This is a genomic window from Oceanicoccus sp. KOV_DT_Chl (assembly GCF_900120175.1).
GTDB lineage: Bacteria > Pseudomonadota > Gammaproteobacteria > Pseudomonadales > Dasaniaceae > Oceanicoccus.
This window is the reverse complement of sequence record NZ_FQLF01000002.1, coordinates 248,097-264,317: the sequence shown is the minus strand read 5'-3', so window position 1 is coordinate 264,317 and position 16,221 is coordinate 248,097. Positions and strand designations below refer to the sequence as shown.

Annotated in this window: 14 protein-coding genes; 4 read left to right on the top strand and 10 right to left on the bottom strand. The window is 47.4% G+C overall.

Features of this window, described 5'->3' with window-relative positions:
* The first annotated feature begins 12 nt into the window (after nucleotides 1–12).
* Complete coding sequence (locus UNITIG_RS23420) at nucleotides 13–822, top strand: glycogen/starch synthase (RefSeq protein ID WP_200821201.1); 810 nt, start codon at nucleotides 13–15, stop codon at nucleotides 820–822.
* A complete protein-coding gene (locus UNITIG_RS23415; protein WP_200821200.1) occupies nucleotides 789–1,568 on the top strand; it encodes a glycosyltransferase in 780 nt (259 codons plus the stop codon). The genes UNITIG_RS23420 and UNITIG_RS23415 overlap by 34 nt, the downstream gene beginning before the upstream one ends.
* Nucleotides 1,569–1,614: 46 nt before the next feature.
* Here UNITIG_RS23415 and UNITIG_RS04915 read toward each other — a convergent pair whose 3' ends face one another.
* From UNITIG_RS04915 to UNITIG_RS04905, 3 genes are all read right to left on the bottom strand, one after another.
* The gene (locus UNITIG_RS04915) at nucleotides 1,615–3,213 is read right to left on the bottom strand and encodes a succinylglutamate desuccinylase/aspartoacylase family protein (protein WP_235015264.1); all 1,599 of its coding nucleotides are present in this window, start codon (nucleotides 3,211–3,213) and stop codon (nucleotides 1,615–1,617) included.
* Between the two features lie 348 nt (nucleotides 3,214–3,561).
* Entirely contained in the window at nucleotides 3,562–4,545 is a 984-nt protein-coding gene (locus UNITIG_RS04910) for a M56 family metallopeptidase (RefSeq protein ID WP_101757391.1), read from the bottom strand.
* Nucleotides 4,511–4,945, bottom strand: coding sequence for a BlaI/MecI/CopY family transcriptional regulator (locus tag UNITIG_RS04905; protein WP_101757390.1), 435 nt, complete (start codon nucleotides 4,943–4,945; stop codon nucleotides 4,511–4,513). Before UNITIG_RS04905 ends, UNITIG_RS04910 begins: the two co-directional genes overlap by 35 nt.
* Nucleotides 4,946–5,070: 125 nt before the next feature.
* Here UNITIG_RS04905 and UNITIG_RS04900 point away from each other — a divergent pair, with 125 nt between their 5' ends.
* A complete protein-coding gene (locus UNITIG_RS04900) occupies nucleotides 5,071–7,152 on the top strand; it encodes a TonB-dependent receptor (RefSeq protein WP_101757389.1) in 2,082 nt (693 codons plus the stop codon).
* Between the two features lie 193 nt (nucleotides 7,153–7,345).
* On the opposite strand, the gene UNITIG_RS04895 is transcribed toward UNITIG_RS04900, so the two are convergent.
* The 5 genes from UNITIG_RS04895 to UNITIG_RS04875 form a co-directional block, all read right to left on the bottom strand.
* Nucleotides 7,346–7,786: a VOC family protein gene (locus tag UNITIG_RS04895; protein WP_101757388.1), complete on the bottom strand. Its 441-nt coding sequence runs from the start codon at nucleotides 7,784–7,786 to the stop codon at nucleotides 7,346–7,348.
* A gap of 117 nt (nucleotides 7,787–7,903) precedes the next feature.
* Complete coding sequence (locus UNITIG_RS04890; RefSeq protein WP_101757387.1) at nucleotides 7,904–8,767, bottom strand: SDR family NAD(P)-dependent oxidoreductase; 864 nt, start codon at nucleotides 8,765–8,767, stop codon at nucleotides 7,904–7,906.
* Between the two features lie 34 nt (nucleotides 8,768–8,801).
* Complete coding sequence (locus UNITIG_RS04885) at nucleotides 8,802–9,839, bottom strand: NADP-dependent oxidoreductase (RefSeq protein ID WP_101757386.1); 1,038 nt, start codon at nucleotides 9,837–9,839, stop codon at nucleotides 8,802–8,804.
* Nucleotides 9,840–9,999: 160 nt separating this feature from the next.
* A complete protein-coding gene (locus tag UNITIG_RS04880; RefSeq protein ID WP_101757385.1) occupies nucleotides 10,000–12,159 on the bottom strand; it encodes a molybdopterin-dependent oxidoreductase in 2,160 nt (719 codons plus the stop codon).
* Between the two features lie 206 nt (nucleotides 12,160–12,365).
* Nucleotides 12,366–13,157: an enoyl-CoA hydratase/isomerase family protein gene (locus UNITIG_RS04875; RefSeq protein WP_101757384.1), complete on the bottom strand. Its 792-nt coding sequence runs from the start codon at nucleotides 13,155–13,157 to the stop codon at nucleotides 12,366–12,368.
* 96 nt (nucleotides 13,158–13,253) lie between these two features.
* Here UNITIG_RS04875 and UNITIG_RS04870 point away from each other — a divergent pair, with 96 nt between their 5' ends.
* On the top strand, nucleotides 13,254–14,378 hold the full coding sequence (locus tag UNITIG_RS04870) for a DUF3524 domain-containing protein (RefSeq protein ID WP_101757383.1): 1,125 nt from the start codon (nucleotides 13,254–13,256) through the stop codon (nucleotides 14,376–14,378).
* A 5-nt stretch (nucleotides 14,379–14,383) separates the two neighbouring features.
* Here the strand turns inward: UNITIG_RS04870 and UNITIG_RS04865 are convergent, their stop codons facing one another.
* Together UNITIG_RS04865 and UNITIG_RS04860 are read right to left on the bottom strand one after the other, a co-directional pair.
* Nucleotides 14,384–15,019, bottom strand: a complete 636-nt coding sequence (locus UNITIG_RS04865; RefSeq protein ID WP_101757382.1) for a nuclear transport factor 2 family protein — start codon at nucleotides 15,017–15,019, stop codon at nucleotides 14,384–14,386.
* Between the two features lie 110 nt (nucleotides 15,020–15,129).
* Nucleotides 15,130–16,179 carry an alpha/beta fold hydrolase gene (locus tag UNITIG_RS04860; RefSeq protein WP_101757381.1) on the bottom strand — a complete coding sequence of 350 codons (1,050 nt, stop codon included), beginning with the start codon at nucleotides 16,177–16,179 and terminating at the stop codon, nucleotides 15,130–15,132.
* Nucleotides 16,180–16,221: the final 42 nt, after the last annotated feature.

Below are 16,221 nucleotides of genomic sequence, written 5' to 3'. Positions count from 1 at the left end.
AAATAATAAAACATGCGGATATTAATGGTTGCCGCTGAAAATGATGCAATAACTGGTATGAAGGTGGGGGGGGTCGCCGATGTTGTGCGCGATGTGCCTAAGGCTTTGTGCAAGCAAGGCCATGCTGTAGACGTATTGGTGCCAGCCTATGATTTACCGGGGCTGCTTGATTCGGCTAAACATCTAACAAGCTTACAGGTGCCTTTTGCTGGCCACTTGGAAACGGTTGAGTTATATGAGTGGCTGCCGTTGACACCTCAACCAGGTGTCAGGCAGTTTTTATTGCAACATCCATTATTTACAGTGGCGGGTGCAGGCAAAATTTATTGTGATGACCCTGCTGATCGTCCCTTCTCAACAGATGCGACCAAATTTGCTTTATTCTCGGCAGGGGTTGCCCAGTGTTTAGTGGCAGCACATATTGCCAGCCCGGATGTGTTGCACTTGCACGATTGGCACACAGCTTTAGTCGCAGTATTAATTGCATTTAATCCGGATTATCAATCGCTGCAATCGTTGCATGCCGTTTTTACTATTCATAATTTAGCGTTACAGGGTACTCGCCCGTTGCGGCATGATGAGTCAGCATTCGAAACGTGGTTTCCCCATATTGCCTATGATGGCGAATTAATTTGTGACCCTGCGGCAAGGCATTGTATTAATCCTATGCGGGCGGGTTTAAATCTGGTTGACCGGGTGCATGTGGTTTCTCCTCGCTATGCGGAAGAAATCCTGCTGGCCAGTGATCATGAGCTAGGTTTTTTTGGTGGTGAGGGCTGGAGTATGATTTGCAGTGCGCGCAGCAGCAGGGGCGTTTGGTAGGCATTCTTAATGGCTGTGATTATCCGGATGAAACAGCTAATACTCAATCGCTGGAAGGTTTTTGTGCCGCCGCAGAGAGTGCCGTAATGCAATCAATCGGTAAGTATAGCCAGCTGCGTTCAGTTGATTATATTGCCTTGCGGCGGCTTGAAACCTGGGCGCAACATTCGGGACCGTTATTAACCAGTATTGGTCGGCTTACAGACCAAAAGGTTTTATTATTACGGCAAGATTATCAAGGGAAGTGTCTATTGGCTGAGTTGTTGAACCGGCTTGCAGCCAAAAATGCCCGGCTAATTATATTGGGTACAGGTAATGCTGCAATCGAGAAAGAGTTTTTAGAATTGGCAGGCAGTTACAGTAATTTTCTTTTTTTAAATCTTTACGGTGAGCGTTTATCTGAACAACTCTATCAGTTGGGCGATTTGTTTTTAATGCCGAGCTCTTTTGAGCCCTGTGGTATTAGTCAAATGCTGGCGATGCGCGCAGGACAGCCCTGTATTGCTCATGCGGTAGGGGGGCTGGCAAACACCATTGTGAATAATAAAAATGGTTTTACTTTTAGCGGTGACGACCTGGTTGAGCAGGGCAGCCAATTGCTGCAGTGTGTAGATGGGGCGTTACAGTTGTTGAATGATAAGCCAAAAGTCTGGCAGAAGATCGCCTTGGGGGCGAAAAAAAGTCGGTTTGATTGGTCCGCGAGTGTGGAGCTGTATGTGAAAAAACTTTATCAACAAAGCATTTAAGTTGTGAGTAAGCATGACTTAATTGTTATTGGTAAACTGATTGCCCTCAATCATCAAAACCTTCATCTATATTGGTAATCACGCCATTTTTTTCGGGTTTGTTAATGTTATCGAGTGAGTCGCTGTCATGATCATTTGGTTCTTCAGTATCCAGTTGTCCATTGATAATTGTTGTTGGCGTTTCGATAAGCTTTTTAGCGTCACGCTCGCGAATGCCAATGTGGTAAGCGGCAAAACCTGGCAGTACGAATTGATCCAGCGCCATCCCTAACACCCGGCCTTGATAGCGGGAAATAATGGGTGTTTTTTCATTGCTGATGGGGTTGATAACCTGGCCTAGAATATCGCCTTTTTTGACATTTTCCCCTAGTGCGACACTGCTAAATAAAATTCCTGATGCATTGGCACGCAACCAAGCAGAGCGATAAAACGCCGGGCTGGGTTTGGCCCACAAGCTAAAGCTTGGGTACATGCCGTTTTTTTCAAGCAATGTTTTAATAGCGATCACGCCTTCTTCAACCACTTCGGTCTGCATGCGCATGGGTTCGCCGGCTTCAAGCGTTACTGTGGGAATCCCTGCGCGTACCGCAGCGGCTCGCAAGGAATTGTGGTTTCCTACGGTATTCAGTACTGGAATATCGCCAAATAATTCAGCGAATTCGGCAACTGCTGGCACGTTTAAGTTGGCGCGTAATTGGGTAATGTTAGTGCGATAAAATGAGCCAGTGTGCAAATCTACCAGTGCATTACAGTGTTTAACTACATCGTTAAAAAAAGTATGCGCTAAGCGTGCTGCTACAGATCCGGTGGGGTTACCTGGAAAATAACGGTTGAGATCGCGGCGGTCGGGGAGGTAACGTGAATTTCGTGAAAATCCGAGCAAATTTACAATTGGTACACCTACCACCATGCCGTGCAATTGGTTGGGATCCAGGTTGTAGAGTATACGGCGTACCATTTCAATGCCGTTTAGCTCGTCGCCATGTACCGCTGCCGTTAGACACAATGTAGGACCGTCCATAGCGCCGTTAACTACCAGCACCGGTGTATCTACTGCTATACCTGCGAACGAACGGGAGGGGCTCCAGTTAACACGAGTGGTCGTGCCTGGTGGAATATCTACATCAAGCAGGTGACGTACATAATTGGGTGTGGTTGCTTTCGCTTCTGCACTCAATACCACTTTAGGGCCGTTAGCCATTTCGGCACTGTTGCTGTTGTCTTCGACCAGATCATCGCTAATGTCATCGGGGCTGCTTGGAAATAAGACTGCCGCTGGCGCATCAATGACTTCTTTTAAATCAATGTTTTTTGCTTGATGGCTAGGTGGGTTTTCGGGGCTTGCCTGCTCTTCAGTGAGCAATGGCTGTCCGGTCTCAGTGTTGTTTGTCTGGCTAGGCGTATCGTTTGTGGCTAATGTCACCTGCGTGGTTTGATTTACGGCTTCCGGACTACTGGATGGTGATTGCTTTTCGGTTGAAATAACAGCTTTTTTAGTAGGGGTATTGCTTTGTTTTGATTCTGGCTGCGAGGTTTTTTCAGCCACAGCGGCCATGGTGTTTGTTGCTTCTGCAAACAGCAGAGGAGAAAAAATTATAGTTAACGCTAGTAGCCCGGTGTTTGCAGCAAGGATGAATTTTTTCATAGGCACTATCATACAATCGTAATCGCCGAGGTTAAAAGTTAATTGGGGGTAAGTGAATAGACTGCGTTCGCATAATTACCAGGACGAAGGAATATGGGTTTATAAAAATCACTTGCTACTCTCTGGCTACTGGGGGCGAGTATATTGTGCTGTTTGCACGATCAACATGCAAACCATTGTTAATGGAGTTATTTGTTGACCTGTAGACAGCTGATAATCGAGACCATCGGGTTTGCTGGAGGTATAGCAACTTGGATGCCTGCTGGAATGTAAAAGGCAACGAAAAATTATAGTGAGTTTACTCACGGTAAAGTAGGGGGATGTTTTAGCAGTCGGTATTGCAGACCATCAACCGGTTGCCCACTCAAAACCAAGATGGGTTATGCCGGTCAATAAGATTATTTGCAGCATCCAGAAAGTAACAACAAACAACCAGCTCCAAAGATTAATGCGTGCCACTTCATGGTTAGAGGAAAGTGACATATGATTTATCGCCAGCTTTTTCTCTTCAAAAAATCCCGCTGTTTTGGAACCGTGGTTATCTGCTTTTTCACATACCCGTTGCATCACCTTGGCAACTAGGGCTGGGTCATTAAACTTGGTGGCGGTGATATATTCACAAGCCTGCTCTGTATGTTCGCTAAAATCAGATAGAAAAGACGCGCGTAACTTGGGCAGCCAAAATAGTGTTGTATATCGAAGCATAAACTTTTTTAAATTGTCCCGGCGGGCAATATGTATTAATTCATGCACCACTACAACCTGTAATTGCTGCCTGGTTAACGCTTCGACCAAACCACGCGATAGATAAATATTGGGCTGCCAGATACCGGCACACCAAGCTAACATTTCAGGACTATCAATCACGCGATAATTGATATCAGGGCTATTCTCGGACAGCCTATTAAGCATCTGTAACAGTCGGTTGGATTTACTTAAACTGAATTTAACTAAAAGAATGATCGCCAATAATGTCAATAAGCTTAATGTTACCAACGTCAGCCCGACCTCGGATGAAAAAACAATTTCGGGTAAATGTGGCGCGCAGGTATCAGGATGGCAGTGCTCTGGAACTAATCGACTGGATAAATCGGGATGCGCTAGCATAACCACAACCAATACGGCCGCCAAGGGGGGAAGAATACCATAGACAAATAAAGTCGATGGCTGAGTCTGCGAACCATTAAGCCGCACTAGTTTTTTAAATAGAGGGTAAATAATTGCCGCTAGAAAAGAAGCGATGACCGTAACAACAAGCCAGGTAATAATAAGATCAAGTCCACTGGATAGAAATAGCTCAAGCATCAGGATCACGGTCAGCTTCAACAACATGAGGATCAACCGGGCTATCTTTTAGCGGTAATTCCTCTCCCATAAAAGCCTTAAAACCGGAAATCATGGGTGCCATATCCCCGCCTGCTATTTCGCGAGTGATATCACTAAGCAGTGAGCTGATAATCTGTTCTCGAGTAATTAACGGCTGATAAAAATACGTTCTGATGTTTTTTGTTCGGCTGAGTAATTTTTTCCTGTGCAAGCGTTCCAGCGTACTTTGTACGGTGCTAAGGCTAATGCCGGCATCGGGCATGCTTTCCAGCACCTGTTGAGCGGAACAAGAAGGCCCGGACCATAACACCTCCAGCACTGATAGCTCACGCTCGCCCAGTGCCGGGGTATTACTGAATTTTTTTAACAGGCCCAGCCAACCTGGTATCGCCTTCAATTTATTCATAATTTAAAACCGACCTCTTATCGATGTTGATAACTGTTGCTATAAATACGCAGGATTAGGCTATATGGGTCAAACCCGTCACATGGCATGTAAGCCACACTCATCACGACAATAAAAGGTGAAAAATGTTTAAAGCGATATCAGTAAAGCATAGGCACATTCTTTGGACGGCCGGTATTTTATCAGCACAATTGGCTCTACCACAAACATCTGTAGCCCAGACACTGGAAACAATGCTCATTGAGGGCCGAAAAATAAACCTGGTGGGCGATGCTATTTCCGCTTCACAGGGTGTCATTGGACAACATGAAATTGCACTAAGACCGCTATTGCGCACTGGTGAGGTGCTGGAAATGGTGCCAGGCATGGTAGTCACGCAACACAGTGGCACTGGCAAGGCTAATCAATATTATCTACGGGGATTTAATCTGGATCACGGTACCGACTTTGCTACGTTTGTTGATGGTATGCCTTTGAATATGCGCACCCACGGACACGGTCAGGGTTACACCGACCTTAACCCACTGATTCCCGAACTGGTGGAGAAAATCACCTATAAAAAAGGCGCTTACTATGCTGATGTTGGCGACTTTAGCGGTGCTGGCAGCGCATCTATCAAAACACTCAACCGGTTAGATAAGGGTTTGATTGAAGTCACTCTCGGTGAAGATGGTTACGGCAGGCTAGTAACGATGGATAGTGTAAAAATTGACCAGGGAGATTTACTCTATGCACTGGAAGTTAATCAATATGATGGCCCGTGGACCGATATCGATGAAGATCTGAAAAAAACCAACCTTCTACTGAAGTACAGCCAAATGGTTAATGAAGGCTTGTTTGATATTACCCTGATGGGCTATGACAACAGCTGGAATAGCGCCGACCAAATTCCGACTCGAGCAGTTAGCAATGGTTTAATTGACGAACTGGGCTCCATAGACGATACCGCCGGTGGTGAATCCAGTCGCAACAGCCTCAGCACATCCTGGCGAGGAGATCAGTTTCAGGTATCAGCGTATGCCACACAATATGACCTACAGCTATGGTCAAATTTCACTTACTTTCTTGATGATCCAATTAATGGCGATCAGTTTGAACAGGTCGACAAACGCTGGATTTATGGTGGCCAGGCCTCCTATCAATTTGAAGGTTCCTTCGCTGGAAAACCGATGACAAACCGAATTGGTACCGAATTGCGCTACGATCAAATCGATGAAGTAGGGCTTTATCGCACGACTGAGCGACAACGTACAGGCACTATCCGCAAGGACACCGCCGATGAATTTAGCGCTGGAATTTACTGGGAAAATCAGCTTAAGTTGACCGACAAACTGCGCTCGATAGTGGGTGCGCGCTACGACTATTATGACTTCGATGTGACGAGTGATATCGGCATCAACAATTACGGCGTCAACCTTGAGCCAAACAGTGGAACCGCTGACGACGATATTATCTCAGTCAAAGGTAGCTTAATTTATACGCTGGACAATGCCTGGGAAATTTATGGTTCTGTAGGCCAGGGTTTTCACTCTAACGATGCTCGCGGCACGACTATTACGGTTGACCCTTTGGATGGTAGTTCCGTTTCAGGTGTAGATCCTTTAGTGGGCTCATTAGGCTACGAGCTTGGGCTGCGCGGCTATTGGATGGAAAAACTCAACACCTCCATTGCCCTGTGGCAATTAAACCTGGATAGCGAGCTACTCTTTGTAGGTGATGCCGGTAATACCGAGGCCAGCCGGAAGTCCGAGCGACAGGGTGTTGAAGTCACCGCCTACTACAATCTCACAGAAGCCTTAACCCTGGATGTTGAATACGCCTGGACCGATGCAGAATTCACCGATGATGCTCCCGAAGGCAACCACATCCCGGGTGCTGTTGAGCACGTCATACAGGCCGGCATCAGTGCTGAATTACCCTCTGGATGGTTTGGTAGCCTACGGGTACGCTATTTTGGCGAACGCCCATTGATTGAAGATGCTTCGGTCAAATCAGATTCCAGCACAGTGGTTAATCTTCGCATTGCTCGACAGCTCTCTAACTGGACAGTTAAAGCTGACCTCTTAAACCTGCTCGATAGCAACGATCACGATATTGATTACTTTTATGAATCCCAGTTAGCTGGCGAAACGCAGGCCGTGGAAGATATCCACTATCACGTGATCGAACCTCGGACTGTTAGATTATCGGTGGGTTATTCGTTTTAACAGAAAAAAGTTCAACTAGACGTCTGACAGTTACATAAAGCAGTGGAGGGGTTGATGATTTATTGTCACCCCTCTATGACGTACGGTTAGCGTTACTATTTCGCTTAAACAATAGCCTATTTACTTCGTCACCCGCTGATTGTTGCAATGGTTTATCGGCTTGTGCAAATCAAGTTTGGGGGTGGTTTTTTACTTACCATTCACCCGTATTGGGCATAGACAGCCAGGGCTCCATCGGTTCAAGTGAGCCATCTTGTTGCAGTAACTCAATTGAAATATTATCCGGTGATCTTACAAATGCCATATGGCCACAGCGAGGAGGGCGGTTGATGGTAACGCCGCTATCCATTAATTTTTGGCAGGTGTCATAAATATTTTCGACTCTGAAGGCGAGGTGGCCGAAGTTGCGGCCGCCGGTATAACCTGATTCATCCCAGTTCCAGGTGAGCTCCAATGCGGGCGCTTTGTTAGCATCAAAACTGTCAGTATCTTCAGGGGCAACCAGAAATACCAGCGTAAAGCGACCAGCTTCATTGTCCCAACGGTCGGCTTCAACCAAACCTAATTGATTGCAGTAAAAATTTAATGATTGTTCAAGGTTGCTGACGCGAACCATGGTGTGCAAATAGCGCATGCTCAATTTCCTTGGCGGTAAATTCCCGCAGCAGCGGGAATCTCACAGTTATCGGTCTAATATCAGGGCGATATGCTACTTGTTGAATGCGCTGCAGTACATGCTTGCAGGCGACATTTATTCCAGCGGGAAATCTTCCGGCCCGGTTGCAGTGGGGTGCCCGTTCTGCAAAATACTGTGCATGCGTTTTTCGATTTGTACTTTTGAACCCTTGGGGTGAGTAAGAATATAAAAGTCACCCTCTACAATCGCTTTAAATACCTGTTCGGCAACCGCTTCCGGGGACAGGGTGGTGCTGAAAAAGTCGGCAGCCATTGTTTCAATGGCTTGTTGCTCGGCTATGCGGGCGGGATCATTTTTTAGCGCATCATCCATGGGACGGTTGCGCTCGGCAGCATAGATCTTGGTATCAACAAAGGCCGGGCAAAGTACAGAGACGCCAACATTGGCTTCGGCATTCCTAAGGTCGCCAAATAATGTTTCGGATAAACCGACCACAGCGTGTTTGGATACAGTATAAGGTCCTGTGCTCGGTGCAGACATCAAACCGGCGATAGACGCTGTATTGATAATATGGCCTTCCTTTTGTGCCACCATGTGTTTGGTAAAGGTGCGAATGCCATGAATAACCCCCCAAAGATTAACTCCCAGTACCCATTCCCAATAATCGGTATCCAATTCCCAAATAGCACCGCCGCCACCAACCCCGGCATTATTAAATAGCAGATGGACTGTGCCAAACCGCTTAATGGTTTCGTTAGCCAGCTGGTCCATTTGCTCAGCATCGGAAACATCGGTTTTCATGGCGAGTACTTCTACCCCTAATGCTTCAAGTTCGCGCTGGGCGTTAGTAAGTGGTAGCTCTTCAATATCGACAATAACCAACTTCATGCCCAGTTTGGCGGCATGGCGTGCCAGGCCTAAACCGATACCGCTGGCAGCACCGGTAATAACAGCGACTTTGTTGTTAAATGTTTTCATGTTTTTTACTCGTTATTTATACTTGTTAAAAACGTTATTCGGGATCGGCGATTTTCAGTAATTGCTTGCCGGTATTCTGACCAGCAAATAAACGGAAAAAGGTCGCGGGGATATTATCGAACCCTTCCTGGATATCTTCTCGATAGGCAATTTTTCCTTCCAGCACCCAGGTCACAATGTCGTTCATCGCTTCATCGATACGATCCATAAAATCAATCATCACAAAACCTTCCATGCGGATGCTGTTGACGACTAATTTCATCAGATTTTTCGGGCCGGGTTGTGGCTGTTCATCATTGTAAGCTGAGATTTGTCCGCACAGCACGATGCGACCTTTTTTGGCCATATGTTCGATGCCGGCTTCCAGGGTGTCGCCGCCGACATTGTCATAAAAAACATTGATACCCTCGCAGTCCAGTTGCCGACAAATTTCACCGATGCGCTGTTCGATGTTTTCACTCTTGTAATCAATAACCGCATCCAGTTTGCATTCGTCGCGCAACCACTGGCATTTTTCTTCACCGCCAGCGATACCTATGACCGTACAGTTTTTTAATTTCGCCATTTGCGCGGCGGCTGAGCCTGTTGCGCCAGCGGCGCCGGATACCAGTACGGTATCACCCGCTTGCAATTGTCCCACGTCCAGTAAACCAAAGTAGGCGGTGAGGCTGGTGCCGCCAAAAATGGATAGCGGCATGGTAGGCGGTGTGCCTTCTGGCAGTGCCATCGCCGGAAATAAATCGCTGCTTTTAGAGACAGCATATTGTTGCCAGCCAAACATGCCCTGGACTAATGAACCCACTGGCATTGCTGTATTTTCTGAAGCAATAACTTGGCCCACGGCACTGGCGCGCATCGGTTCACCAATGGCAACAGGGGGTAAATAACTGGGAGCATCATCCATCCAGCCGCGCATAGCAGGATCAAAACTGAGGTACAGGTTTTTAACCAGCACATCGCCAGCCGCTAAGTCTGCACTGGGCATAGGGGATTCTTTATATTCAAAGTCGTCGAGTGTGACCATACCTTGAGGGCGGCGTCTTAATAGCCACTGGGCGTTGCTTGCTGTCATGAGTGTTAGCCTTGTGAGTAAACCGGTTTACGCATTGCGCGGCAAGGCTAGCACGATGATAAAGCTGAGTGAATTCGCAGGCGCTGCTTATGACAGGATCGTCATTTTACCCCGCTGCGTGGTTGTGATTCCAAGGCGGGTCAGTACTAGCGCGTCAGGTTTAAAGCGCGGCTAGTTTTACCGGAAAACCCGTCATTTTCGGCATCCCCATAAGCGGGTCAAAATCTTTGTCCACGGCAACAAGTTTGCTGGCACTGGCTCCAAATTGCGCAATATCTTCAACACCGGTTGGGTCGCCACCAAAGCAGTGAGACATAGACACAATCCCTCGGCGCAAGGAGCTATCGGCTTCAAGCAAGACTTTAATATCTGCAGTTTCTGATTGAAGCTTGACCATCTGGCCGCTGCTGAGCCCCAGCGCGCTGATATCATCCGGGTGCAGGTAGGCTGGGTTGCCCGGCGGGTTTTTCGGGAAGTCATGACAGGAGGAATTATAAACATGCTTTACTCGCCGTACCGTCAGCAAGTGGGTATAGCTACCATCGCTACCATATTGACCTTCAGCGTAGGTTGGAGTGGCGTACAGGTCGATTAAGTCCTGCGCAACTTCTGCTGGCAATAGCTTTAATTTAGCGTCCATCCCCTCATAAGGTGCTGCCACTTTGATGTTCGCAAACTCTTCATAGAGTTTACCGCCTTCGTGTTTGGCCAGTTCTCTGATCGTCACCTTGACTAAATCGTTAGGAAACATGAGTTCCAGAATATCAATCGTTTCTAATTGCGCATTATCAACATCAATTGGGCCGCCGGCGAGCTCAATTTTAGTACCCAATCGCTTCGCTAAACCGGCCAGGTATCGCCACTCTTCTTGTACGTTACCTTGCGGTTTGAGCACTGGCTTACTGTATTGGCCAAACGGTTTGTCATAAAGGCGGTCGGTAAATTCGGCTAGGCCATCGCGTTCAAATGCATGCGCAGCGGGGAGTAAATAGTCTGCGTGTTTGGTGGTGGCTGTATGTCCAATATCAATACACACTAATAAATCCAAAGCGGCTAATGCTTGCAGTGTTTTCTGTTGATCTGGCCATGACATAACCGGGTTGCCACCAATCACAATCAGTGCTTTTACCTGACCTTCTCCGGGCAGCAAAATTTCTTCAGCGGCAACGGGCGTGGGCATTTCCTGAAAGACTTGCTTGATACCCCGAATGCGCGAAGTTTTGGTATCCATTGCCGGGTTTAACATGGCGGGTAAAAATTCTGCGGGCAACGTTTGCGCGGGAGGGGCAATATTGGGTAGTAATAAATTGGGTGCTGATACCGGATCGCCTTGCCGATTCCAGCGACCACATAGAGTATTCAGGGCTAGAATTAGATGCTCGGACAAATGCGGGAAGCTGGCCATGTCCGGGCCGGTGCCTGAGCTGGCAGTACCTCTTTTGCAGTTGGCAAATAATCGTGCAGCTGCGGCAATGTCATCTGCTGGTAAATCACAGCGGGCGGCGACGTAATCGAGCGTATAGCTTTCTACTGCGGCTTTTAACCCGGTAAAGCCTTCGGTTTCGGCATCAACAAATTCTTTGTCGTACAATTCTTCCTCGATAATGATGCGTACCATGCCTGCGAGTAGAGCGGCATCCTCACCCGGCCGAACAGGCAAATAAATATCCGCATGCTCCGCAGTCTCGGTGCGTCTTGGGTCAATCACAATTAATTTCAGGCCGCGTTTTTTTTCTTCCTTGAGTGCGGTTGGGTTCCAGCCCGGTGGTGCGCCGGTCATATTCAAGGCTGAAATAATAGGGTTATTACCAATCAGCATACAGACATCGGCGCCAGCAAAACCGTGGGCGCCACCGCCCCATACGCCGTGTCTACTGACCGCAATAATTTTAGACGGTTGGTCTAGAGTCATACTGCTAAAGTCCATTTCTGAACCGATACCAGCCAGCCAGGCTTGTGCCACTTGGTTGCCATTAGAGCTGACCGACAAACCATTACCGCGATAAATAGCGACAGCTCGCGGGCCGTGTTTGTCGATGATGTTGTTGAGTTTGTCGGCTATTTCGTCCAGCGCCTGTTCGTTACCAAGCGGGCTAAAGTCCTGATCGCGGCTAGCCCGGCTGTGGGCGCTCAATAAGCGATTGTCATTATGATATTGGGACGCCCATTGTCGACCTTTGACACAGGTATAGCCCTTGCTCATAGGGTGGGATTGATCACCGCGAATAGCGAGAATTTTTTCGTCGGCAACATCGACTTCAATGCCGCAATAGGCAGAGCATATTTTGCAGAAGGTTTTAACGGTTTTGTTATTGTTCATGGGCTAACCCTATTTTTTTATTGAGCAAACAATTAACATCAAGGCTACTTTAGAGGAACTGCTTGCGCTTGCATACAGGGAGAGGGCTAGAGAGGTCTGAAGTGACAAAATGGTAAGAAAACCTACGCTATAAGGGGTAGGTTAGGGTGGAATCAAACAAGTAGGAAGCATGGCGGCAGCCGGAATGGATACCGCTAATGTAGTGGTTACTTACCAGTAAAAACCGGTGCGCGCTTTTCAGAAAACGCAGTGATCCCCTCCTGGCCGTCGGCCAAAGTACTCATGGCTGCGATGCCGGCGCCTTCAAGTTCGAGCTGGGTTTCGAGTCCATTATTAAACGTGCAATGTAATAATTTTTTGACTACGCCAAACGCCTGGGTTGGGCCATTGGCAAATTTTTCAGCTAAAGCCTGAGCTTCCGCTTGCAGTTGGTCATCGGCAACGACTTGATTAATTGCGCCCCATTCCATCGCTTCCTGCGCGGTCAGTCGACGATTGGTCAGCATCAGATCCTGCGTTTTGCGCATACCAATTAAGCGCGGTAGATAGTAGCTGGCGCTACCATCAGGTGTTAAACCAGCAGCAGTATAAGCCATGGTGAATTTTGCTGATTCAGCGGCTAGAACATAGTCACCCGCAACCGCTAAACTGAAACCTGCACCTGCTGCAGTACCATTAACCGCGATAATAACGGGTGCATTCATTCGTGCCAGGCGACTAAGAGCGCCATGCAGATAAAAAGTGATTTCTTTCAGTAGCCCGCTCATTGAGCCTTCGGCTGCGCCAATACTTTTCAGATCACCACCGGCACAGAATAATTTGCCATTGCCGGTGATGAGCACAGCACGCACTGAATGATCATCATTACAATCGCTAGCCACTGCCATCAGCTCTTTCGCTAGCGTGAGGTTGATACCATTGGCTGCATCAGGGCGGTTTAAGGTGATTTTGGCAACGCCGTCTTTTTTCTCGAAGATCAGGGTTTCAAAGTCGCTCATGCTAGGGGTCCTGTGATATAGAATGAATAAATTGGTCGCTGAGCTTAGAGGAGTGACTTCTGAGCGTCAACAGAGTGCTATTTAAGAAGGGTAAAGATGAAAATATTGTTGCTGTCAGCCTACGATGCCGAAAGTCATCGCCGCTGGTACCAAACATTGATGGCAGCGTTTGTTGATATAGAGTGGACGGTGTTGGCACTGCCGCCGCGATATTTTAGTTGGCGCTTGCGTGGTAATAGTTTGTCCTGGGCTTTTGGTCAGCGCCAGGTGTTAGAGGGTGAGTACGATTTGGTGTTAGCGACGTCGATGGTGGATTTGTCTGCGTTGCGAGGGTTTGTCCCGCACTTGGCAGCTATACCGACTATTGTCTATTTCCATGAAAATCAGTTCGCCTACCCGGCGAATGAACAACAGTTTGCATCGATTGAACCCAGGATGTTGAATATATACACCGCGCTGGCTGCCGATACGATCGTTTTTAACAGTGCTTATAATCGCGATACCTTTTTAATTGGCGCGGGCCAATTGTTAGCGAAAATGCCCGATCAAGTTCCTGCGGGGTTGGTTCAGCAATTAACCGCGCGCAGCCAGATAATACCGGTACCTATTCGTGCAGTGTCACCCCTGGCTGAGCGTATACCCAATCAGCGATTACAGGTGCTGTGGAATCACCGATGGGAATACGACAAAGGCCCTGATCGGTTATTGTCGGCGGTTAAGTTATTGGTTTCACGGCAAGCAAATGTGGATTTGCATATTGTCGGTCAACAGTTCCGGCAGCAACCTGCAGCGATGGCTGAATTAAAAACTTTACTGGAGCAACAGCAATCAATTGCGCTGAAACACTGGGGCTATATTGAGGAACCTGCAGAGTATGGCCGTTGTTTGGCGGCGGCGGATGTAGTCTTGTCCACAGCGGTGCATGATTTTCAGGGGTTGTCAGTATTGGAAGCGGTGGCAGCGGGTTGTATTCCTCTCGTGCCTGACCGATTGTGCTATACGGAGTGGTTTAGCTCAGATTATCTTTATCTGTCCGATGTGGATGCGCCAGCCAAAGAGGCAGAGGCCCTGGTTAGCCGCTTGCTAGAATTAATTGCGCTGAAGCAGCAGCAGTGTTTGCCTGAGCCGCCCGCTTTGGAACCCCTGCTGCTGTCTTCATTAATTCCGGTATATAAGCAATTATTCTCCGGGTTACTGAAGGAGCAGGGTTCTACTAAGTGATGGCGTTATTTCTGTTGTTTTTTTAGTTCCCGTTTTTTCTTCCAGTAAGCTTTTTTGTTTTTTTGCGCTTGCTGATAAAACTCATCCCAGCCGGGCTCAACATCTTGCTCGAACAAATCTTCTATATAGACTTTCGGGTTTTTGGGCGATTTGGCCCAGTGAATGTATTTCCAGCCCTTATCAGTTTTTCTTAAAACCGCACTGGCGCGAATATCCTCGCCAAAGGGCTTGGCTTTAATTATTTTCATTTCAAAGTGCATGTAGAAAAACGCAATCGCCAAATCAGGTGCTATTTGTTTCACTTGCACGTCAAACATTTCCTGACGAATAGCCTCAACTGCGGGGTTAGGCCTGGCGGGATCCAAATAAGCTTTTAAACGATCCCAACCGACAAACCATTGTGCTTGCTCTTCGCCCAAATAAGTTGGGTAGGGTTCATTGGGATCCCATAACTCAAGCACTGAAGAAAACTGCTGGGAACTCCAGCGCTTTGCAGTTTCATGAATAACGGCGGTGACTTCGGCTTCTACTTGTGGGTCAATGTCGATTTTTACAATAGGCAGTATTTCTTTGTGACCGCCTGCAGACGTCATTAGTGAGTGAAGAAATAACAGCAAGAGAAAAGTCAGGTTCTTGAACATAATAAACTCCAATTATTATTTTTTTTATTGGTCGAGTAATAGTACCACTAGCATCAGCCAGTATTGATAGGGCTGTGTGGTTTCTGATTATTGCATAAGAGTGAACCATACTATTTATTTAAAAAGTCCACAATCATGGTATTAGCTTGTTCAACCTGATCATAAATTACGGCGTGGCCGGCACCGCTTAACACCTCGGCGCGGGTATTGGGCATTAGTTTTTCTGCACGCTTGGCAACTTTGTAAGGGTTATATAATACTTCGTGCTCACCAAATACCACCAGTGCCTCACTTTGCATTTTACGTAGCAAGGACTTGGGCTCGGATAAAAAGAACTTTCGCAACACTTTTAACGCTTTAATGAAACTGATTTTATTACTGTTCTCACCATATACGCCCAGGGAGCGGTCTAATCGAAAGTGACGAGTACATAGCGCCATCGCTCTGGCGAGTTGTCGGTCGAAGGTACCAAAGGAGCCTCCGGGGCTTTTAGATGTTACAGATTTTGCAGTTAAATCCTTTTCTAATGAATCGACGTCTTTGCTTTTTCGCAAGACCTTGGTGAGCCATATTTTTATTGGTAAGCGCGCATGGGAAATACCCATAGGGCTAAGCATGATCAACTTGTTAACGCGCTCTGGCTTTTGAATAGCCATTTGCATTACTTGCCAGCCGCCGGCGCTGACGCCGATAAAATGGGCCTTTTCGATATGCAGGTCGTCGATGACATCTGTAAGCCAATCGACATAATCGTTGTTTAGATAGGAAGGTGGGGTTGGGTCACTTAGCCCGGGTTGGCCCACGGTATCCAGTGCATAGACTCGAAAGTGTTTGGCAAAAGCCGGTAGTTGGTTGCGCCATAACGGCGCACTGCCTGCAGCCGCCTGAACCAGAATCAGCGGTGTGGCATCTTCAGCACCACAAACTAGCATGTGAGTACGGCCGAAACGGGTATTTACAAACCGGGAGTTAAAAGGGATGTTGATTTTATCTACCAAACCCTCATACCAGTCCATGATTTCATTAAAACCATGCTCCGATTTATAGAGTGCCATTTTCCCCTCGGTAGGGCGTGCTTCACGGCGAGCTTTTTCTCTTAGAGAAAATCCCGCAGTTAAAGGTCTCGTCGCTTGTTCGGTGTCGTCAGCGATTTCTTTCATTTTAACGCTCCGGTTCTGGATTTATTATGGGGAACATTGATA

Bases quoted from the DNA above. Each gene is read 5' to 3' on its own strand.
- UNITIG_RS23420 (WP_200821201.1), top strand. From the start codon at position 13: ATGCGGATATTAATGGTTGCCGCTGAAAATGATGCAATAACTGGTATG.
- UNITIG_RS04915 (WP_235015264.1), bottom strand. From the start codon at position 3,213: ATGAAAAAATTCATCCTTGCTGCAAACACCGGGCTACTAGCGTTAACT.
- UNITIG_RS04910 (WP_101757391.1), bottom strand. From the start codon at position 4,545: ATGTTGTTGAAGCTGACCGTGATCCTGATGCTTGAGCTATTTCTATCC.
- UNITIG_RS04905 (WP_101757390.1), bottom strand. From the start codon at position 4,945: ATGAATAAATTGAAGGCGATACCAGGTTGGCTGGGCCTGTTAAAAAAA.
- UNITIG_RS04900 (WP_101757389.1), top strand. From the start codon at position 5,071: ATGTTTAAAGCGATATCAGTAAAGCATAGGCACATTCTTTGGACGGCC.
- UNITIG_RS04895 (WP_101757388.1), bottom strand. From the start codon at position 7,786: ATGCGCTATTTGCACACCATGGTTCGCGTCAGCAACCTTGAACAATCA.
- UNITIG_RS04890 (WP_101757387.1), bottom strand. From the start codon at position 8,767: ATGAAAACATTTAACAACAAAGTCGCTGTTATTACCGGTGCTGCCAGC.
- UNITIG_RS04885 (WP_101757386.1), bottom strand. From the start codon at position 9,839: ATGACAGCAAGCAACGCCCAGTGGCTATTAAGACGCCGCCCTCAAGGT.
- UNITIG_RS04880 (WP_101757385.1), bottom strand. From the start codon at position 12,159: ATGAACAATAACAAAACCGTTAAAACCTTCTGCAAAATATGCTCTGCC.
- UNITIG_RS04875 (WP_101757384.1), bottom strand. From the start codon at position 13,157: ATGAGCGACTTTGAAACCCTGATCTTCGAGAAAAAAGACGGCGTTGCC.
- UNITIG_RS04870 (WP_101757383.1), top strand. From the start codon at position 13,254: ATGAAAATATTGTTGCTGTCAGCCTACGATGCCGAAAGTCATCGCCGC.
- UNITIG_RS04865 (WP_101757382.1), bottom strand. From the start codon at position 15,019: ATGTTCAAGAACCTGACTTTTCTCTTGCTGTTATTTCTTCACTCACTA.
- UNITIG_RS04860 (WP_101757381.1), bottom strand. From the start codon at position 16,179: ATGAAAGAAATCGCTGACGACACCGAACAAGCGACGAGACCTTTAACT.